19 protein-coding genes and 1 pseudogene are annotated in these 19,174 nt (G+C 32.6%); 10 read left to right on the top strand and 10 right to left on the bottom strand.

The window, feature by feature from the left end:
* Nucleotides 1–26: 26 nt before the first annotated feature.
* From FOC43_RS02345 to ileS, 6 genes are read right to left on the bottom strand one after another with little or no spacing between them, the layout of a single operon-like run.
* The gene (locus FOC43_RS02345; RefSeq protein WP_004283963.1) at nucleotides 27–803 is read right to left on the bottom strand and encodes a carbon-nitrogen hydrolase family protein; all 777 of its coding nucleotides are present in this window, start codon (nucleotides 801–803) and stop codon (nucleotides 27–29) included.
* Nucleotides 796–948, bottom strand: a complete 153-nt coding sequence (locus FOC43_RS02340; RefSeq protein ID WP_155820393.1) for an exodeoxyribonuclease VII small subunit — start codon at nucleotides 946–948, stop codon at nucleotides 796–798. The genes FOC43_RS02345 and FOC43_RS02340 overlap by 8 nt, the downstream gene beginning before the upstream one ends.
* Complete coding sequence (guaB, locus tag FOC43_RS02335; RefSeq protein WP_002829834.1) at nucleotides 945–2,399, bottom strand: IMP dehydrogenase; 1,455 nt, start codon at nucleotides 2,397–2,399, stop codon at nucleotides 945–947. The genes FOC43_RS02340 and guaB overlap by 4 nt, the downstream gene beginning before the upstream one ends.
* The gene (gatA, locus tag FOC43_RS02330; protein WP_004283960.1) at nucleotides 2,400–3,764 is read right to left on the bottom strand and encodes an Asp-tRNA(Asn)/Glu-tRNA(Gln) amidotransferase subunit GatA; all 1,365 of its coding nucleotides are present in this window, start codon (nucleotides 3,762–3,764) and stop codon (nucleotides 2,400–2,402) included.
* Nucleotides 3,761–3,883, bottom strand: coding sequence for a hypothetical protein (locus tag FOC43_RS08960; protein WP_002777045.1), 123 nt, complete (start codon nucleotides 3,881–3,883; stop codon nucleotides 3,761–3,763). Before FOC43_RS08960 ends, gatA begins: the two co-directional genes overlap by 4 nt.
* Entirely contained in the window at nucleotides 3,876–6,632 is a 2,757-nt protein-coding gene (ileS, locus tag FOC43_RS02325; protein ID WP_004283957.1) for an isoleucine--tRNA ligase, read from the bottom strand. The genes FOC43_RS08960 and ileS overlap by 8 nt, the downstream gene beginning before the upstream one ends.
* Before the next feature lie 90 nt (nucleotides 6,633–6,722).
* Between ileS and FOC43_RS02320 the strand changes: the two genes are divergently transcribed.
* From FOC43_RS02320 to FOC43_RS02290, 7 genes and pseudogenes are all read left to right on the top strand, one after another.
* Nucleotides 6,723–7,811 (top strand): CinA family protein, encoded by a 1,089-nt coding sequence (locus tag FOC43_RS02320; protein ID WP_002822375.1) that lies wholly within the window; start codon nucleotides 6,723–6,725, stop codon nucleotides 7,809–7,811.
* A gap of 11 nt (nucleotides 7,812–7,822) precedes the next feature.
* Nucleotides 7,823–8,248 carry a GNAT family N-acetyltransferase gene (locus FOC43_RS02315; protein WP_002844944.1) on the top strand — a complete coding sequence of 142 codons (426 nt, stop codon included), beginning with the start codon at nucleotides 7,823–7,825 and terminating at the stop codon, nucleotides 8,246–8,248.
* A gap of 63 nt (nucleotides 8,249–8,311) precedes the next feature.
* Complete coding sequence (locus FOC43_RS02310; protein ID WP_002787892.1) at nucleotides 8,312–8,932, top strand: nitroreductase family protein; 621 nt, start codon at nucleotides 8,312–8,314, stop codon at nucleotides 8,930–8,932.
* On the top strand, nucleotides 8,932–9,537 hold the full coding sequence (locus tag FOC43_RS02305) for an NAD(P)H-dependent oxidoreductase (RefSeq protein ID WP_002787894.1): 606 nt from the start codon (nucleotides 8,932–8,934) through the stop codon (nucleotides 9,535–9,537). The genes FOC43_RS02310 and FOC43_RS02305 overlap by 1 nt, the downstream gene beginning before the upstream one ends.
* A gap of 150 nt (nucleotides 9,538–9,687) precedes the next feature.
* Nucleotides 9,688–10,224: a CDP-diacylglycerol--glycerol-3-phosphate 3-phosphatidyltransferase gene (pgsA, locus tag FOC43_RS02300; protein WP_002777068.1), complete on the top strand. Its 537-nt coding sequence runs from the start codon at nucleotides 9,688–9,690 to the stop codon at nucleotides 10,222–10,224.
* The gene (gene rseP / locus FOC43_RS02295; RefSeq protein WP_002787897.1) at nucleotides 10,221–11,324 is read left to right on the top strand and encodes an RIP metalloprotease RseP; all 1,104 of its coding nucleotides are present in this window, start codon (nucleotides 10,221–10,223) and stop codon (nucleotides 11,322–11,324) included. The genes pgsA and rseP overlap by 4 nt, the downstream gene beginning before the upstream one ends.
* A pseudogene (locus tag FOC43_RS02290) lies at nucleotides 11,321–12,099 on the top strand (DUF535 family protein); the annotation flags it as partial. The gene rseP and the pseudogene FOC43_RS02290, both read left to right, overlap by 4 nt.
* Before the next feature lie 70 nt (nucleotides 12,100–12,169).
* On the opposite strand, the gene FOC43_RS02285 reads toward FOC43_RS02290, so the two are convergent.
* Both FOC43_RS02285 and FOC43_RS02280 read right to left on the bottom strand, forming a co-directional pair.
* Entirely contained in the window at nucleotides 12,170–13,171 is a 1,002-nt protein-coding gene (locus tag FOC43_RS02285) for a sugar phosphate isomerase/epimerase family protein (protein WP_002777078.1), read from the bottom strand.
* Nucleotides 13,171–14,442 (bottom strand): MFS transporter, encoded by a 1,272-nt coding sequence (locus FOC43_RS02280; protein WP_002777080.1) that lies wholly within the window; start codon nucleotides 14,440–14,442, stop codon nucleotides 13,171–13,173. The genes FOC43_RS02285 and FOC43_RS02280 overlap by 1 nt, the downstream gene beginning before the upstream one ends.
* Before the next feature lie 279 nt (nucleotides 14,443–14,721).
* On the opposite strand from FOC43_RS02280, the gene rpsF reads away from it, so the two are divergent.
* From rpsF to rpsR, 3 genes are read left to right on the top strand one after another with little or no spacing between them, the layout of a single operon-like run.
* Complete coding sequence (gene rpsF, locus FOC43_RS02275; protein WP_002777082.1) at nucleotides 14,722–15,099, top strand: 30S ribosomal protein S6; 378 nt, start codon at nucleotides 14,722–14,724, stop codon at nucleotides 15,097–15,099.
* A gap of 8 nt (nucleotides 15,100–15,107) precedes the next feature.
* The gene (locus tag FOC43_RS02270) at nucleotides 15,108–15,656 is read left to right on the top strand and encodes a single-stranded DNA-binding protein (protein WP_002777084.1); all 549 of its coding nucleotides are present in this window, start codon (nucleotides 15,108–15,110) and stop codon (nucleotides 15,654–15,656) included.
* A gap of 10 nt (nucleotides 15,657–15,666) precedes the next feature.
* On the top strand, nucleotides 15,667–15,927 hold the full coding sequence (rpsR, locus tag FOC43_RS02265; RefSeq protein ID WP_002777087.1) for a 30S ribosomal protein S18: 261 nt from the start codon (nucleotides 15,667–15,669) through the stop codon (nucleotides 15,925–15,927).
* A gap of 55 nt (nucleotides 15,928–15,982) precedes the next feature.
* On the opposite strand, the gene lon is transcribed toward rpsR, so the two are convergent.
* Nucleotides 15,983–18,358, bottom strand: a complete 2,376-nt coding sequence (gene lon, locus FOC43_RS02260) for an endopeptidase La (protein WP_002783351.1) — start codon at nucleotides 18,356–18,358, stop codon at nucleotides 15,983–15,985.
* Nucleotides 18,359–18,373: 15 nt separating this feature from the next.
* Entirely contained in the window at nucleotides 18,374–19,021 is a 648-nt protein-coding gene (locus FOC43_RS02255) for an outer membrane protein assembly factor BamD (RefSeq protein WP_002777091.1), read from the bottom strand.
* Between the last annotated feature and the right edge of the window lie 153 nt (nucleotides 19,022–19,174).

The following is a 19,174-nucleotide window of genomic DNA, read 5'->3' as shown; positions in this document are numbered from 1 at the left end:
AAATAAGCTTAGTGTGAATTTAATCTTTAAAACCCTTTAACTATCTTATCAAAAGCCCAAATTTTTCTAGCTTCATCTGCTTTTTTAGGCTCTATGATAAGCATTTCTTCTTCAGAACCTAATTTACTTTCTATCTCACCAAAAGCATTGATAAACAAAGTATCACCGTAAAAATTCCATTCATCTTTTGTTTTACCTATGCGATTGACTCTTAAAATGCTTGTAGAATTTAAAAACGCTCTTGTTTTTAAAAGTTCTTCCCATCTTTGTTTACTTTCAAAGGTACAAGCACTAGGAACGATAACCAAATCAATTTTTTTCGCCATAATCTGTTGCCAAAAAATATCAAAATGTGTCTCAAAACCAAAAAGCAAAGCACATTTTAATTTTTCATAATTAAAAGTAAAAATTTTTAATTCTGATGGAGTTTTGTTGCTGAAAAATTTTTCTTCATTCCAATGTTCATAAGGCATTAAAATTTGCTGTTCATAACTTTTAACACCATTTGGAGTAACTTTTAAGCAGAGTTTTTTATAACTTTTAGCTTCAACGCTAACATAAGGAGCGATGATTTCTAATTCGTATTTTTTAGCAAGTTTAATCAAGCTTTCTTTTTTAGCTTCGCTTTGTTCTTTTATCATATTTTTTGGCATGTGTAAAAGTTCTGTAAAAAAACTATTAAGCACATATTCGCCCAAAACGACTAAATTTGCTCCACTATCCTTAGAAGCTTTTAGATAATAATCAAGCCTTGATTCGCTCAATGCTAAAGTCGGAAACTGCAAAGCTGCTATTTTACTCATCGATTTGCTCCACTTCAAGCCTTGCTTTTTCAATGCTTTTTAATCCTTCTTTATAAATTTTCACACTTTCATCTAAGCTTAGTTCTTTATCATTGAGCTTTTCTAAGGATTCGTTTGCATTTTTTAAGTTTTCTTCAAAACTCATTGATTTACCTTATAATTTGGCGCTTCATGAGTTATCGTTACATCGTGAACATGGCTTTCTTTAAGTCCCGCACTTGTGATTTCAACAAATTCAGCTCTTGCTTGAAAATCTTCTATATCTTTAGCACCCACATAACCCATAGAAGAACGAAGTCCCCCTAAAAGCTGATGTACAACATTTTTTATACTTCCTACATAAGGCACGCGTCCTTCTATACCCTCAGGAACTAATTTATCCTGTGCAGTTCCTTGCTGAAAATATCTATCTGAACTTCCTTTTTGCATAGCCCCTATCGATCCCATGCCACGGTAGGATTTGTATTGTCTTCCTTGATAGGTAAAGAGCTCACCTGGACTCTCATCAGTACCTGCCAAAAGAGAACCTATCATGATCGAACTCGCACCCGCTGCCAAAGCCTTTGCAATATCACCTGAATACTTAATCCCTCCATCAGCGATCACAGGAACACCATATTTTTTAGCCTCCATAGCACACTCATCAATAGCTGAAATTTGTGGCACACCTACTCCTGAAACGATACGCGTAGTACAAATACTTCCTGGGCCAATACCCACTTTAACAGCATCAGCGCCTGCTTCACAAAGTGCTTTTGCAGCAGCTGCGGTAGCGATATTACCCGCGATTAAATCTAAATTTGGATATTTTTCTTTAACGCTTTTTACTGTATCAATGATACCTTTAGAATGCCCATGCGCTGAATCAAGAACTACAGCATCTACTCCAGCTTCTACCAAAGCATCTACTCGATCCATTTGCCCTACTCCAATCGCAGCCGCTACGCGCAATCTTCCAAAACTATCTTTATTTGCATCTGGATATTCTTTGCGTTTTTTAAGATCTTTTATGGTGATAAGTCCTTCTAAGCGTCCTTGCTCATCAACTATAGGAAGTTTTTCTACTTTGTTTTTGCTAAAAATTTTCTCTGCATCATCTAAAGTGCACCCTTTAGGAGCTGTGATCAAAGGAGCCTTAGTCATTACATTTTCAACCAAATTTGAATAATCATTTTCAAATCTCAAATCGCGATTAGTAAGAATGCCTATGAGCTTTCTATCGCTATCTATCACAGGAACTCCTGAAATTCTATACTCTGCCATGATTTCCAAAGCCTCTGCTACACTTGCTTTAGGACCTACAAAAATAGGATCTATGATCACCCCGCTTTCACTTTTTTTCACTCTTTTAACTTCTCTCACCTGAGAAGCTATATCCATATTTTTATGAATTACACCAAGTCCACCAAGTCTTGCCATCATGATAGCAGCCCTATGCTCTGTCACTGTATCCATAGCAGCAGAGATTAAAGGCATGTTTAAAGTGATGTTTTTAGTAAGTTTGGTGTGAATTTTTACCTGTTTAGGTAAAACCTCAGAGTAGCAAGGGCGTAAAAGTACATCCTCAAAAGTCAAAGCACGCTTAATTATATTCATTTATTTTTCCTTTATAATTTTTTCTAAACTTAAAGCTCCATCTAGCAAAGTCTGCTCATCAAAAGCCTTGCAAATAAGCTGGGCTGAGATATTAAGCCCTTCTTTATCCTTGCCCACAGGCACACTAATGCCTCCAAGTCCTGCTAAATTTACAGAGATAGTATAAACATCTTCTAAATAAGTTTGCATAGGGCTTTTTTGAGTATCAAATTTAAAAGCCGTTGTAGGAGTTACAGGCATAAAAATAAGATCAGCATCTTGTAATATTTCTTCATATTTTGCCTTGATAAAAGCCCTAGCTTTTTGTGCTTTTATATAATAAGCATCATAATAACCACTGCTTAAAACAAAGGTTCCTAGTAAAATTCTTCTTTTTACCTCTTCACCAAAACCTTCGCTACGAGTATTGATATACATATCTTTAAGATTTTCTGCATTTTGCGAGCGTTTTCCATAACGCACCCCATCATAACGACTTAAATTTGCACTCGCTTCAGCTGTTGCGATGATATAATAAGCTGCAATATCAAATTTAGAATCAAGCATATTTTTATAAACAATTTCATGTCCATTTGCTTTTAACATCTCTATACTTTTTAAAAGCGCGGCTTTTACTTCAGCGCTTGCTTCATTGACATAATTTTCTATCACAGCAATTCTCAATTTTTTCTCTGCATTTAAATTAGGAGCAGTAGGTGTAAAATCTACTTTCGCACTTGTGCTATCCATCTTATCATAACCTGCAATGGCATCATAAAGAATAGCTGCATCTTCTACATTTTGCGTTAAAACGCCTATTTGATCAAGGCTTGAAGAATAAGAAGCAAGCCCATATCGACTCACTCTTCCATAGCTAGGCTTAAACCCCACACAACCACAAAAAGCAGCTGGCTGACGCACTGAACCACCCGTATCGCTACCCAAACTAGCCAAAGCCAAACCACCTGCTACGGCAGCAGCACTACCACCACTTGAACCACCTGGAACTCGAGCGAAATTTAAAGGATTTAGGGTTTTTCCATAAAATGAAGTTGCACTTGAGCTTCCCATGGCAAATTCATCCATATTAGTCCGTCCATAAGGACTAAAACCTTTAGATCTTAAATTTTTAATAGCAGTAGCATCATAAGGAGCTACATATCCTTGTAAAATTTTACTTGCACAAGTTAATTCCCAGTCTTTTACACTGATATTATCCTTAATCGCTATAGGTATACCTTCGCCCCCATCGCTTAAGTCTTTACCTAAGAATTGCTCTATATAAGCACCTATTTTATTTTCTTTCTTAGCCTTATCATTGAGTTCTTTTTTTAGATTTTCAAGCTCTTCTTTAGAGTATTTCAAAGCTTCTTTTAAGGTTATCATTCTTTTTCCTTCTGTTTCTTTGCCAAATTTTTAATAAAAACAACCGCCACTGCACAAAAAATAGCGGTGATTGCTATAGTAGCTATAATAATGGAATTGGGGATAGGATTATCAAGCATGTTTTAAAACCTCAGCGCAACGCATGCAAGGCTCATCCTCTTTAGCGCTTTCTACTTTCCAACATCTAGGACATTTGCAAAGCGTAGCTTTCATAATCCTAAAGCTCTCATTCTCCACTTCAAATTCACACAAAACTTCACCCTGTAAATTTTCATCAAAACTTACCATAAACCAATCATTTAATTCATCTTTAGGTATAGAATTTAAAAGTTTTGAATTTGTGTCAAGATTGAGTTCTAATGTTGATTTGATCACTTTGTCTTTTTTTAGTATATCGATATTTTCAAAGAATTTCTCACGCACGCTCAATAAAAATTCATCATCTATATTAAAATCATATTCAAATTTTTCTTCCAAGCTCAAATCAAATACATCCTTAGCATCGCCTTTTATCAAGCTATTAGCATGCTCTAAAGCCTCATCTACACTATAGGTTAAATTTGGAGCTAATAAATTTAAAAGTTCTCTAGCGATTAAAGCCATTGCCACTTGTGCAGATTTTCTGCGCTTGCTATTTTTAGCATCACAATACAGCCTGTCTTTGCTTATGTCAAGATAAATTCCACTTAAATCAGCGCTTAAGAAATTTAAAAGCACATTAAAACCTTTTGCAAATTCATAGGCTAAGAAATTTTCTTTAGCACTTTTAAATACGCGTGTAGCACGAGTCAGTATCCATTTATCTATAAAGCTAAATTCCTCTACTTCTAAATTTTCCAAGTCATTAGTATTTGCAAGTAAAAATCTTATGGTATTTCTTATTTTTCGGTATTGCTCGCCTACTTGTTTTAAGATATTGTCTGAAATTTTTAAATCAGTAGAATAATCACTCAAAAGTATCCAAAGTCTTAAAATTTCCACCCCATAAGTTTTAGCTACATACTCAGGAGCTATAACATTACCTTTGGATTTTGACATTTTTTGCCCTTTTTCATCCGTGGTAAAGCCATGGGTTAAGATACTTTCATAAGGAGCAAATTCATTGATAGCTGTTCCTACAAGCAAAGAGCTTTGAAACCAACCTCTATGCTGATCGCTTCCTTCTAGATACATACTTGCTCTTTTCTCTCCTGCATCGTAAATTCCGCTATTTAAAACCGCATTCCATGTGCTTCCACTATCAAACCAAACATCTAAAATATCATAAACTTTTTCTAAATTGTCTGCATTGTATTTTGAATTTTGTGGTATTAAATCTTTAATTTCAAATTCCCACCAAGCATCTGCTCCATGTTTTTCAAATATATTTGCCACAAAATCAAAAAGCTCAGCATCAAAAATCACTTCTTTAGTATTTTTATCTCTAAAGAAAGCTATAGGCGTCCCCCAATCTCTTTGTCTTGAAATACACCAATCAGGACGATTTTCCACCATAGAGCCTATTCTTTTTACTCCGCTTTGTGGATAAAATTTTGTTTTTAAAATTTGCTCTTTAGCACATTCTCTTAAAGTTTTGCCTTTTAATTTTGGCTCATCCATTAAAATAAACCATTGCTTAGTCGCTCTATAAATCACAGGTTTGTGAGTTCTCCAACAAAATGGATAGGAGTGTATGAATTTAGAAGAATGTAGAAGATGATTTCCTAAAAGCTCTAAAATTTTTTCATTAGCCTTGAAGATATGAAGTCCTATAAACTCATCAAGCAAATCAGATGGCAAGAGTCCTTTGTGGCGTAAGGTTTCATCATAACATCCACCATCATCAACAGGCATTAAAACTTCAATACCGTATTTCAAACAAGCATAATAATCATCTTCGCCATGTCCTGGAGCTGTATGTACAAGTCCGCTTCCACCTTCCATTAAAACATGCTCGCCCATAATCAAGATGGATTTTCTTGAATTTAAAGGATTGATAGCTTCTAATCCTTCAAACTCTTTTGCATTAAGCTCTTTTTGAATTTCACCCTTTGTCAAACCTTTAGCTATCATACTTTCAAGCAAAGCACTAGCAAAAATCAATCCTTCTTTAGTGATAACATAGTTTTCATTTGGATTTAAAGCGATAGCTTGATTTGCCACCAAAGTCCAAGGAGTAGTAGTCCAAATCACTGCACTTGCTTTTGAAATGCCCAATTTTTGACAAGATTGCTCATCCAAGTCAAAAGCCACAAAAATAGAATAATCCTCTTTATCTTCGTATTCTACCTCAGCTTCAGCAAGAGCTGATTTAGCCGCCCAACTCCAAAAAACAGGTTTAGAACGCTCGCAAAGCAAACCTTTTTTAGCAATCTCGCATAAAGTGCGGTAAATCGCCGCTTCAAATTCAAATTTCATCGTAAGATACGGCTTATCCCAATCCGCAATCACACCAAGACTTTTAAATTCATCTCTTTGGATGTTCACAAATTCGTTTGCATGCTCTCTACAAAATGATCGAATTTCTTTTTTACTCAAGCTTTTTTTCTTATCTCCAAGTTTGATTTCAGCTTGCTGTTCTATAGGCAAGCCATGACAATCCCAACCTGGAGTAAAGCGAATGCTTTCTCCATTAAAATAATGCGTTTTGATAATCGTTTCTTTTAAGATTTTATTTAAAGCATGTCCTATGTGGATATGTCCATTAGCATAAGGAGGGCCATCATGAAGAGTAAAAGCTTTCTTCGCCTCTTTGCGTTTTGTTTTCATTTTTTCATAAGCGTAATTCTTGCTAAACCATTTTTCAAATCTCTTTGGCTCAAATTCTGCCAAATTAGCGCGCATTGCAAAAGTAGTATTTGGCAAAAGCAGGGTATCTTTATAATCCATTGTTCCACCTAGATGAAGTTTTTATAATCTTAAATTCTACTCAAAATAATTTAAAATTTAGCTATAATTACTATAAAAAAGGAAAAAATTATGAAACATTTGCTTTTTCTTATCGGTGATGAACTTATAATGAATGAAAATTTTAAGGATTATATTTATCGTAGTTATGAAAATAAATTTAAAGAAATTCATGAAACTCGTTTTCAAAATAAAACCGATAAAGAATTACCCTTTTTGCTTGAAAAATTACTAGACAAATATGATTTCATAACTCTTTTTACCACGCCAAACCACTATGCTACCATAGCAAAAATTTTAGCCACCCTAAGTGAAGACAATCTAGTCTTAAAAGAAGATAATCTAGTCCCTGATAAAGCTTATTTTCAAAAGGATAGTTTTATATGTGATTTTATCAATTCAAAAATCAATGTTATCAAAACAAATCCAGGACAAAAACTTCCTCCTTTGCTTGGAGATATTTTTCCTAATTTTGCTTATTTTTGTTTATTAGGCATAGATGATGAGAGTGCCGTTTTACTGCTTGATACCTTAACCAAATCTTACGAAGTCAGTATAAAATCAAGCAAGATATTAGAAAATCTTACTCTTATTAAAGCAAGTTGTGTTAATTTTGGCAAGCTAGATGGTTTTTTAACGAGTGTAAAAAATCTTTTTGGACAAAAAGTATTTTTAGGCAAAGATCCTATACAATTTATCGTTTCAAAACTTTTAGAAAAAAAGATCAAAATTTCTTTTGCAGAAAGCTGCACAGGCGGACTTTGCGCAAGCACTCTTACAAAATTTAGTGGAGTGAGTGAAATTTTTGAAGGTTCTATCGTAAGCTATTCTAATAAAATCAAACACGAATGGTTGGGTATTAGTGAAAGCATTTTAGAAAATCAAGGCGAATACAGCGAGCGTTGTGTGTATTTTATGCTTAAAGGTATCTTTAAGACCGCAAAACCTGATTTTGCACTAGCTATTAGCGGTGTTACGGGAGAGCAAGATGAAGGGTTGGTAAAATCAGGCACAGTTTATATAGGAGCGATGTTTAAAGATGGAACATTCGTCCAAGAAACTCTTTATTTAAGTGGCGACCGTGAATTTATGCAAAAACAAGCTACTTTAGCGAATTTTTGCTTGCTTTTAAAATTAAAACCTGAAATATTTGAATTTTAAAGGGATTGATAGTGAGAGAAATTAATTTAAAAGAAGACTTAGAAAAAATTTATCCCTTAATAAAACAATTAAGAAATAATCTGTCTTTAGAGGATTTTTTAGAAAAATTTCAACTTGCTAAAAAAACTCAACATTATAAATTTTTTGCATATGAAGACAAGGGAGCTTTCAAAGCAGCTTGTGGAGTCATGCCCTTTAATGTACTTTATCATAATCATTGTCTTTATATTTGTGATTTTGTCGTAGATGAAACTTTAAGAGGAAAAGGTATAGGTCAAGCTTTTTTGAAAAAAATCCAAATTTGGGCAAAAAATCAAGGATATGAAGAATTAGAACTAAGTTCAAGTTTTTTTAGAACACAAGCTCATGAATTTTATATCCAAAAAATGGGTTTTGAAAAATCTGGTTTTGTTTTTAAGAAAAATATCAAACTATAATATTTTTTGATTAAGCTTTGCATTTTATAATTAATATTATTATTTTTGATTTTAAGGAATAAAATGAATTTTAAAGAACTAATTTCAAAACGCAGAGCTTGTAAACTTTTTAATGATAAAAAAATCAATGAAAAGGATTTGCATTTTATCTTAGAAAGTGGAATTTTAGCTCCTAGCTCACATGGATTTGAGCCTTGGAAATTTATCATACTAGACAAAAAAGAAGACAATCAAAAGCTTGCTAAACTTTGTTTTGATCAAGCAAGCGTAGCAAGTGCGAGTCATAATATCATTCTTTTAGCAAGAAAAGACTTGCAAAGCAAGGATGAATTTGCACAAAAACAGATTCGTCGTTTTGCAGGCTCCAAGGAAGAAAATTTTCAAAGAATTTTAAAGATTTATACTCACGATACTGATGCAATGAATGAAAAAGAACTTTATCATTTTGCACAACTTCAATGCTATCTTGCAATGATGCAAATGTCGCTAGCTGCGATGAGTTTGGGGATTGATTCTTGTATGATAGGGGGCTATGAAAAAGCTAAGGTTGATAATTTTCTTAATTTAACTTATCCTTTTGAAACTGCTGTAATTTTATCCTTAGGATATAAAGCCCATGAACCAAAATATTCTACTCAACGCTTAAATTTTAATGAAGTCGTCGAATTTTACAAGGAAAAATAATGAAAAAAGAACTTGAAATTTTTAGCACAAGATATTCTTGTAGAAATTTTAAAAATGAAAAACTTAAAAAAGAAGATTTGGATACTATTTTAGAGATAGCAAGATTAAGTCCTAGTTCTTTAGGGCTTGAGCCTTGGAGATTTTTAGTGGTGCAAGATGACAATAAAAAAGAAGAGCTGGCTCAAATTTGCAATCAACAACAACATGTAAAAGATTGCGGGGCGTTAATTATCATTGTTTCAAGGCTTGATTTTTTAGATTATTTTGAAGATAAGCTTAGAAAAAGAGATATGAGTGAAGCAGAAATTCAAAAACGCTTAGATACTTATATGCCTTTTTTACAATCCCTTAGTCAAGAACAAAAAATATCCTATGCAAGAGAACAAGCTCATATAGCACTTGCGAGTATACTTTATAGTGCCAATGCTTTAAATATAGCAAGTTGTACCATAGGCGGTTTTGATAAAGAAAAACTCGATTCTTATCTTTTGCTTGATACTAAAAAAGAAAAATCTACTTTGGTGATAGCTTTAGGGTATTCTAATGATGAGAAAATTCCACAAAAAAATCGCTTTGAATTTGACAAGATAGTTCAATTTCTTTGATTTTTACCTTGCTCTTTTAGGCAAGGTGTTTATATTTTTTACATTATATTTCAAAAAAATATAAATTTAAATATTTTTTTACTAAAGCTTTGCCTAAATCTTATACAATTTTATCTAATAGTTTTATCTTAATCTAAAATAAGGTTTTTTATGAACATACCCAATACTTTAGCTGTGCTAAGGATGATTTTAGCACCCTTGCTCTTTTTTTTATTGAGTTATAAATTTGATAATATACATCAAAGCTGGATTAATTATTTTGCTGCTTTAACTTTTGCTTTGGCAGCCTTGAGTGATTTTTTTGACGGCTTTATAGCTAGAACCTTACAACAAACCACAAAGCTTGGTGGAATTTTAGATCCTCTAGCAGATAAAATGTTAACCCTAGCAGCTTTTTTAGGCCTTCTTCTATCAGGAAAGGCTAATGAATGGATTGTTTATCTTATCTTAGTGCGCGAATTTTTTATCACGGGTTTTCGCGTGGTTATGGTAAGTGAAAATTTAAATGTCAATGCTTCTTTTACTGGAAAATTAAAAACAACTTTTCAAATGATAGCCATAGGGTTTTTAACTATGGAATGGATAGGTGGAGATATCTTGCTTTACATTGCTTTATTTCTCACGCTTTATTCAGGATTTGAGTATATTTTTAGTTATGTTAAGCAAAGCAAAGGAAAATTACAATGAAATCTTTACTTTTTTTAGCTTTGATTTTAATTCTTGGGTTTAAATTTTACTCTATAGAATTTTTAGCAACCATCTTAGTTATTTCTTTTTTGATTTTCTTTCACGAACTAGGTCATTTTTTAGCAGCAAAATCCTTAGGTGTTAAAGTAGAAATTTTTAGCATAGGTTTTGGACAAAGCTTATTTGAGCGTGAATTTAAAGGTACCAAATACCGCTTGAGTGCTTTACCATTAGGCGGTTATGTTAAGCTTAAGGGGCAAGATGATATGCAACCTGGTTTAGAAAATCAGGATCAAGATAGCTATAGTATTTTAAGCCCTATGAAAAAAATTTATATTCTTTTTGCAGGACCTTTTTTTAATCTTTTCCTAGCCTTTTTGCTTTACATAGCCATAGGAAATTTAGGCATACAAAAACTAAGTCCACAAATAGGAAATATCGCACCTAATTCAGCTGCAGCTTTAGCAGGACTTGAAAATAATGACACTATACTTGCTATAAATGGCATAAAAATTCAAAGTTTTGATGAAATTTCTAATCACCTAAGTCTTGAACCCTTAAAAATTCTTATCGACAGAAAAGGAGAAAATTTAGAATTTCTTATCACTCCAAAACTAGGACAAGCTTATAATGATTTTGGACAAGTTGTTTCAAAAGCCCAGCTTGGAGTAAGCCCTAGTGGAAGCACCACTATAATCTATCATCAAGGCATGCAAAGTATAAATTATGCTTTAGATGAGAGCATTAAAGCTTCTACTCTTATAGTAAAAGGTATAATCAAGCTCATAAGTGGTGAAGTTGAGGCTAAAAATTTAGGTGGTATTATCACCATGACTGAGCTTACTTCAAAGGCGGCTGAGAAAAGCTTGGTTGTATTGCTATTTATCACTGCTTTAATCTCCATCAATTTAGGAATTTTAAATCTCTTGCCTATCCCTATGCTAGATGGAGGACATATACTTTTTAATCTTTATGAAATGATTTTTAGACGCAAAGTTCCACCAAGAGCTTTTGAATACCTTAGCTATGGAGGAATGGCTTTGCTTTTAAGCTTGATGGTTTTTGCAACATTTAACGATATCATGAGAGTGATGCAATGAATTTATTTAAATTTCCTATACCTAATTTTAATGACAAATCCAAAAGTACTATTTTTTGGCGTCATATGCGATTTTATTCTAGAAAATTTTTATACTATCCTCAAGTTAAATTTCTTGAAAAAACGCTCAATATGAAAGGAAATGAACACCTAAAGAACTTTTTTTCAAATAGACCCGATGCTTGCTACAATGTCACAAGAAGATTTTGCGATAAAAGCTTTAGCGCTAATGAGCGTGTTAAAACTTTGATTTATGATGTAAACAAGGGACTTGAAAGTTTTAAATTTCTACCCCAAGATCAAATTATTTTCAAATTTGATGAAGATTTTGAACTCTACTTAGGAAGCAATCGTCATGTATCCGAAGAGGGTTTTTGGGCACTTTCTTTAAGATATCAAAACGCACCATTGAACAATGCTGTTTTTGTTTTACCTTAGATAATAAGCTTTTAATTTCTTGCATACAAGGTTATCAATACTCTGATTTTAATGTTTTAGATATCAATAAAATCTTTACAAAAAAATGCTACGGATTGCGTCCTATTGCCCTGCTTATAGAGTGTATTAAAATGCTTTGTGTATCTTTAAAACTCGATGCCACGCTTGGAGTCCATGAAAAAAATCAAATCCGCTCTCAAAAAGGAGAGGATAAAGGCTATTTTGTTGATTATCAAAAAATTTGGTTAGAAAATGGGGGAAAGCTTGTCAAGATCAATAATCATTTATATTATGAACTTTCTCACAAGCGAAAAAATCTTGAAGAAATTCCAAGCAGCAAGCGTTCAATGTATAAAAAACGCTTTGCTATACTTGAAGAAATCAAACAAGCTTTAGATCAAAGCTTGTTTATATAATACTCTTTAGATATTTCACACTTCTTTCACAACCCTCTTTTTGTAAAATTAAAAGTCTTTCTAGATGCTCTTTAGAGACTTCTTGAGGGTAATAATACTGCATTGCTTTTAAGTCATTAAACAAGGGCTTTTCGATTTTAAAAGCTCCTTTGCCCAGCTCTTTAATCCCACCTGCACCCTCTTCTCTCTTAAAAGTGGCACAATAAGGATAGCATTGTTCTACATTGATACGATCTAATCCAGCTTGTTTTAAAATTTCTACACAAGTCTTAATATCCAAATTTCCCTCACCTAAAGGCACGCCACATACATACTTAGTATCATCTTCTATAAATACGATATGATCTTTACAATGTGTACTAAAAGTATGTTTAGCCATATTCTCACAAGCTTTAATAGGCTCTTCATAAGCCATCATTGAATTCCCAAAATCATATAAAAATCCTATTCTAGGATGATGAATCAAATTTAATAATTCAAGCAAATCATCAGAAGTTTGATATTCGTGATTTTCGATGGCAAGTTTTAAATCATACTCTTCTAAAAGCGGAATTAAAGCTTTGATCTCATCTGCTGTACTTAAAAATTCACTCTTGTCAAATTTGGCCGTGATTTTAGAATCATCATAAGCTCCATCGCTAGCATTTTTAACCTTTTTATTCTTGTCTGTCAAGGGGACATAAGAACGGATGATTTTAACCCCTAAAAGCTGAGAAACTTTCGCAATTTTTTCAAATTTGTCCTTATCAAAACCCTTAGAATCAATCTCACAATACATACCATACGTGTCTAATTTTTCTTTAATTTTTTTAAGATGACTCTCGTCGTTGCTTCCTAAACAGCCCCACTCCTCATCCAAGCCAAAATCTTTGATAATATTTATAATAATGCCATCACAACCTAGCTCCTCAGCAAAATCGATATAAGAAAATATATCCATTCTGCCATTTTGAAACCAAAGGTGCATACTTTCTGTTTCTAAACCAATTTTCATCACGCTACCTCTTGTAATGTTTTTTTCTTAGCTATCATTCTAAGCAAGATAGTTGTTATAATCACTCCACAAATCGCAAAAAATCCCATTAAGGCAAAAACGATTTGATATCCCAATAAACCTTTAAACTGATCTATAATAAAACCATAAAGCGCGAAACAAAAAAGTTGTGGAGAATAACCAAATATACAAGCTATACTCATCGCAGCACCACTGATCTCTCTTGGCATTTCAATCTCATCCACAGGAGCAAAAAATGTAGCACGCATAGTAAAAACAATAGCTGCAAACCCTAAAGTTAAACTCATTCCAAAATAAATATTTAACTTTTCATGCGGCATAAAAATAAAAATTAAAATTGCAACTGCAGCCAAAATAAGAGCAAAGCGCAAGTATCTTGTAGAAGAACGGAAAGTCTTATCTGCCAAATAGCCTCCAATTGGTCCTCCAACCAATTTTAAAGTATATTGATTGATAATACCATAAGCACCCACCAAAGCTACTGGCATACCATAAATATCTTTTAAAAAAGGTATAAAATATGTAAGTCCACAATACACCGAATAAATAGTAAAAATTGTCAAAGAAACTACCCAAATTTCAGGTGTTTTAACAGCTTTTATAACTCCATTCCAAGCAGCTTTATTTTTACTGATTTCATGCCCCTCGTCATCTTTAGTGCTGATCTTATCATCTTCAAGTAGAAAATATGCTAATATACCCGCAATAATTACACAAGCACTATAAAAAAGTATAGCGGCTTTAAGTCCACCTGCTCCAGAACCCAAAAGTAAGAAAATCCCTAAAGCACTAAAAGCAACTATAGTATCTACAACCCCACGCCCTGCTTCTAAAAATCCAAAAAGTCTTCCTTGTTGAGTAGAGTCTCCAAGTAAACGAATAGCCTTTAAAAGCACAGGCCAATACACCACTTCACCAAACAAAGAAAGCAAACCCCAAGCAATCAAAATTCCATAAAATGAAGGAAAAGTAGAAATATAAATTCCCACCAAGCCAACGCAAATCAATGAAAAAGGAATAAGAATTTTTTTGGAAAATCTATCTGCTATATAAATAGAAGCGAAATTTCCTACAGTCTGAACTATCCCATATACTGAAAGCGCAAGCCCAATTTGAGTATTGCTAAGATTCATAAATTCCTGCATAGGTACATAAAAAGCATCTTTTAAAGAAGAAAGTTTAAAAACCGTTCCCCCGCCAATCACTAAAACAATAAAAGTAAACCATCGTATAGGTTTTGCATTTTGCATGAAATATCCTCCCGTATTTTAATTATCTAAACTCAGGTATCATCAAAATAAATAATAACATAAAATCAAAATAAGCAAGTATATAAATATTAATTTTTTTTAATATGTTGTAATTAAGTAACAAATGATAATCAACATAAAACTAAATTAAACATTCTCTATTGACGCCCGAAAAGTAAAGATTAAGTATATTTTGATATAATTAAGCTTTGCATTGTAAAAACTTTGCAAAATCCTTGCCTGTGAAAAACATAGGCTTAACATCCAAAAGGAGAATATATGAAACATTATGAGGTTTTATTTATTTTAAAACCAACGCTTACCGAAGAGGAAGTGAATGCAAAGTTGGAATTCGTAAAAGAAGTCCTTGTAAAAAATGGTGCAGAAATTGAAACCGTTGTTCCAATGGGCACTAGAAAATTAGCGTATAAAATCAAAAAATACGAAAGAGGAACTTATTTTGTAATTTATTTCAAAGCTCCTACAAACTTAATTGCAGAGCTTGAAAGAATTTTAAGAATTACAGAGGAAGTAATAAGATTTTTGATTGTAAAATATGAAAATAAAAAAGAAATTGCAGCTTGGGAAAAACTAAGCCATGGCATCAAACAGTCTAAAAAAGAGATCAAACCTTTAGACGCGCCTGAAATTCAATAAGGAAAAAAATGTTTAATAAAGTTGTTTTGGTAGGTAATCTAACACGCGATATAGAAATGCGTTATGGTCAAAATGGAAACGCTATCGGAGCTTCGGCTATCGCGGTAACAAGAAGGTTTACCACAAATGGAGAAAGACGAGAAGAAACTTGCTTTATCGATATTAGCTTTTATGGTCGTACTGCTGAAGTAGCAAACCAATATCTCTCTAAGGGTTCTAAAGTCCTTATAGAAGGTCGTTTAAGATTTGAACAATGGAATGATCAAAATGGACAAATGCGCTCTAAGCACAGCGTTCAAGTTGAAAACATGGAAATGCTAGGAAACAATCCTCAACAAGGTGGAAATTTTAACAATGGTGGAAATAATTATGGAGCTAATAATAATTATTCAAATTATGAAAACCAAAGTTACGATCCTTATATGAGTGAAAATAATTTCAAAAAAGCTCCACAGCAAGCACAAACAAAAACACAAAATCCTAACCAAAACCAAGAAAAAATTAAAGAAATTGATGTTGATGCTTATGATAGCGATGACACCGATTTACCATTTTAAAGGATAAACTATGGCAGAAAAAAGAAAATACTCTCGCAAATATTGCAAATACACAGAAGCAAAAGTTGAATTTATTGATTATAAAGATACAGCTATGTTAAAACATGCTTTATCAGAAAGATTTAAAATCATGCCCCGCCGCTTAACAGGGACAAGCAAAAAATACCAAGAAATGGTAGAAGTTGCTATCAAACGCGCTAGACATGTAGCTCTTATTCCTTATATAGTAGATAGAAAAGAAGTAGTTAACAATCCTTTCGAAGGACTATAAGTTATTAAAAAAGGCAAAATCAATATTTTGCCTTTTTCTCCCCTCGCTCTAGATTTTAAACCAAAGCGTATTTTAAAACCTCATCAAAATCTTTAACTCCAATTATTTTCATATTATCTTTAACCTCATCAGGAATATCTTTTAAATCTCTTTCGTAATTTTTCTTTGGAATCAAAGCTATTTTAATATCAGCCTTATATGCTGCGATAAGCTTTTCTTTGAGCCCTCCTATAGGCAATACATTACCCGCCAAATCTATTTCTCCTGTCATTGCTACATCAGAACGAACTTTTTTATCACTAAAAACTGAAGCAATAGCTGTACTCATCGTAATTCCAGCACTTGGTCCATCTTTTGGAGTTGCACCATCGGGTACATGGATGTGCAAATTATAACTATCATAAACATTAGTTTTAGGATCAAGAATCATCTTTTTAGGAATTTTAATCTTCCCTTCATCGATTAAAACCTTAATCACACTAAAAGCAATTCTAGCAGATTCTTTCATCACATCACCCAAACTTCCAGTAAGAGTTAACTCTCCCTTGCCTTTGATCTTAATCGCTTCAACCTTTAAAACATCTCCACCCACACTGGTCCATGCTAAGCCATTGACTTGTCCTATGCGGTTTTCTCCATCATGCTTTTCTATCTCAAAAACTTTTTTATCTAAAAATTCATTTAAATTTTTAACATTGATACTTACTTTTTTGATATTTTCTAAAAGTAATTTTTTAGCACTTTTACGGCACAGTTCAGCTATCTTTCTGCGTAGATTTCTTACCCCTGATTCTCTAGTGTATTCGCTTATGATAAGCTCTATAGTCTCATCATTAATATCTAATTCACTAGATTTTAATCCATGTTTTTTAAGTTCATCAGGAATTAAATATTTTTTAGTAATGTGAAATTTTTCATTTGGAGTGTAAGAGCTTAACTCTATAAATTCCATCCTATCTCTTAAAGGAGCAGGTATATTGCTTATATCATTAGCTGTTGCTATAAAAATCACCTTGCTTAAATCAAGATTAAAATTTAAATAATAATCCCTAAATTTAGAATTTTGCTCCGGATCTAAAATTTCTAAAAGAACTGCGCTAGGATCACCTCTAAAGCTTCTGTTTAACTTATCAATTTCATCAAGCACAACTACAGGATTGATTTGTTTTGCTTCAATTAAACCCTGAGTAATGCGCCCCGGCATCGCACCTATATAGGTACGGCGGTGTCCGCGCAATTCATTCACATCTTCTAAGCCCCCTAAAGCTATACGAATAAGTTCTCTTTTTAAGGCCTTAGCGACAGAATTAGCCAGTGAAGTTTTTCCAACTCCTGGAGGCCCATAAAGACAAAGTATAACCTTAGCCCCATCTTTATCTGCTACACCGCGTTTTTCTAAAAGCTCACGAACAGCAAAATACTCTTCAATGCGCTCTTTTGGTTTATTAAGAGCATAATGATCATGATTTAACTGCTTAGCCACTTCTTTGATATCAAGTTTTTTCTTTGCTATTTTCTCAAAAGGCACATCCAAAGCGGTTTCAATATAAGTTTGTATCATAGAAGCTTCAGAATTATCCTGATGTATACGTTCAAATTTTTCAATTTGCTTTTTAATTTCCTTATAAGCATCCTCGTGCATAAATTTCTTTTTGCTTTCTAATTTTTTATAATAATCTCTAACTTCGTCTTCTTTTTGATTGTCACTACCTAATTCTTTTTGAATTTGTCTAAGTTGCTCTTTTAAAAAATATTCTTTATTGACTTTATCAATACGAGAATGAACTTTGTTTTTAATTTCCTTTTGAATTTTATTGGCTTCTATCTCTTGGGCTATCAAGTCTATTAATTTTAAAAGCTTTTCTTCTAGATCGGTTAAGATAAAAAATTGATAAGCTTCTTGCTTTTTTATACGAACAGTATTTAAAATCAAATCACAAATTCTAGAAGCATCTAAACCCTCATCTATAGTTCGGAGCAAATCAGGTGAAAAATAATGGCTAATATTTGCCAAAGCTCTAACTTTTTCTTTTAAAACATCCAGTAAAGCTTCTTTTTTTGTGCCCTCTAAAAACTCTTCTTTAATTAGCTCTATTTTAGCCTCTAAGGGCTTGCTCGAAAGTGGTTTTATAATCCTAGCCTTAGCATAACCTTGAAAAAGTATTTTTACTCTACCATCAGGCAAGGGAACTTTTCTCATAATCGTTCCAACTACCCCACAATCATAAATTTCATCAAAAGATCTTCCATTTTCGAGCTTTGAAGGGGCTACAAAAAGCATTGAATCATTTTTAATAGCTAAATCCAAAGCTTTCATATTTGCTGAATCGCTAATAAAAATTGGAGTAATCATAAATGGATATAAAAATAATTCATCTTCTACTAAAATAGGTAAATTACTTGGATAATTTTGCATTTCTTCAATTTGCATCAGTTTCCCTTAAATCTAAAATTTTTCAAATATACTTCTATACCAAGGAAGTTCTGGCTTGATAATGCTTTGTTGATAAAACTCACTTTCTTGCAATCTTTCTTGGTAAATTTCAGCACTTTGAGTATGACCTGTACGCTCATATAAATCCTGTATTGTATCATTTAAATAAAATACAGCTAAATTAAATTTAGTTAACATAGTCTGTACTAAAGGTTCGTATTCTGTATAAGGATAATCATTTAAAAAACTATCTATTTCTTTTTGGCTTTCAAGCATTAAAGCTTGGTTACGATTTGGCACGGCAAAGGCATCAAATTTAGCTTTGATTTTAAGATAGCGAATATAATCTGCATTGCGTGAATTTCCAAATTTTTTATTATACTCATCTAAATAAAACTCCGCTAATTGATATTCTTCTTCATCCATATGTGCTTGTGCTAAGATAATTTGTGTTGTTTCTAAAAGCGGATCTGCTATATGCTCACTTGCCATACCATTATAATGATCATCAGCTTTTTCCAAATCTTTATCTTGCAAATCTTTAATGATTTGTTTATACCATTCACTTGCACTTAAATTATACAATCCTTCATCATTTTTTGTACTGCAAGCACTGAATAAAATCCCCAATAAAATACATAGAAAGAAATTTTTTTTCATTAATTTTTACCTTTTTCATTTTTTAGTTAAATACACTATTTTAAATGCTTTATGATTATTTCTAGTTAAAATTATAGTGAAAATAAATAAATAAATTTAAATTTTGGAACTAATATTGCTTATTTTGTGATAAAATATTTTATTATAAACTCG

The sequence above is a fragment of the Campylobacter coli genome (assembly GCF_009730395.1).
In the GTDB taxonomy this organism is placed as follows: domain Bacteria; phylum Campylobacterota; class Campylobacteria; order Campylobacterales; family Campylobacteraceae; genus Campylobacter_D; species Campylobacter_D coli.
This window is presented reverse-complemented; position numbering and strand designations above follow the sequence as displayed.

Excerpts from the sequence above, each read along its gene's own strand:
- FOC43_RS02345 (WP_004283963.1), bottom strand. The coding sequence starts at position 803 with ATGAGTAAAATAGCAGCTTTGCAGTTTCCGACTTTAGCATTGAGCGAA.
- FOC43_RS02340 (WP_155820393.1), bottom strand. The coding sequence starts at position 948 with ATGAGTTTTGAAGAAAACTTAAAAAATGCAAACGAATCCTTAGAAAAG.
- guaB (WP_002829834.1), bottom strand. The coding sequence starts at position 2,399 with ATGAATATAATTAAGCGTGCTTTGACTTTTGAGGATGTACTTTTACGC.
- gatA (WP_004283960.1), bottom strand. The coding sequence starts at position 3,764 with ATGATAACCTTAAAAGAAGCTTTGAAATACTCTAAAGAAGAGCTTGAA.
- FOC43_RS08960 (WP_002777045.1), bottom strand. The coding sequence starts at position 3,883 with ATGCTTGATAATCCTATCCCCAATTCCATTATTATAGCTACTATAGCA.
- ileS (WP_004283957.1), bottom strand. The coding sequence starts at position 6,632 with ATGGATTATAAAGATACCCTGCTTTTGCCAAATACTACTTTTGCAATG.
- FOC43_RS02320 (WP_002822375.1), top strand. The coding sequence starts at position 6,723 with ATGAAACATTTGCTTTTTCTTATCGGTGATGAACTTATAATGAATGAA.
- FOC43_RS02310 (WP_002787892.1), top strand. The coding sequence starts at position 8,312 with ATGAATTTTAAAGAACTAATTTCAAAACGCAGAGCTTGTAAACTTTTT.
- FOC43_RS02305 (WP_002787894.1), top strand. The coding sequence starts at position 8,932 with ATGAAAAAAGAACTTGAAATTTTTAGCACAAGATATTCTTGTAGAAAT.
- pgsA (WP_002777068.1), top strand. The coding sequence starts at position 9,688 with ATGAACATACCCAATACTTTAGCTGTGCTAAGGATGATTTTAGCACCC.
- rseP (WP_002787897.1), top strand. The coding sequence starts at position 10,221 with ATGAAATCTTTACTTTTTTTAGCTTTGATTTTAATTCTTGGGTTTAAA.
- FOC43_RS02285 (WP_002777078.1), bottom strand. The coding sequence starts at position 13,171 with ATGAAAATTGGTTTAGAAACAGAAAGTATGCACCTTTGGTTTCAAAAT.
- FOC43_RS02280 (WP_002777080.1), bottom strand. The coding sequence starts at position 14,442 with ATGCAAAATGCAAAACCTATACGATGGTTTACTTTTATTGTTTTAGTG.
- rpsF (WP_002777082.1), top strand. The coding sequence starts at position 14,722 with ATGAAACATTATGAGGTTTTATTTATTTTAAAACCAACGCTTACCGAA.
- FOC43_RS02270 (WP_002777084.1), top strand. The coding sequence starts at position 15,108 with ATGTTTAATAAAGTTGTTTTGGTAGGTAATCTAACACGCGATATAGAA.
- rpsR (WP_002777087.1), top strand. The coding sequence starts at position 15,667 with ATGGCAGAAAAAAGAAAATACTCTCGCAAATATTGCAAATACACAGAA.
- lon (WP_002783351.1), bottom strand. The coding sequence starts at position 18,358 with ATGCAAATTGAAGAAATGCAAAATTATCCAAGTAATTTACCTATTTTA.
- FOC43_RS02255 (WP_002777091.1), bottom strand. The coding sequence starts at position 19,021 with ATGAAAAAAAATTTCTTTCTATGTATTTTATTGGGGATTTTATTCAGT.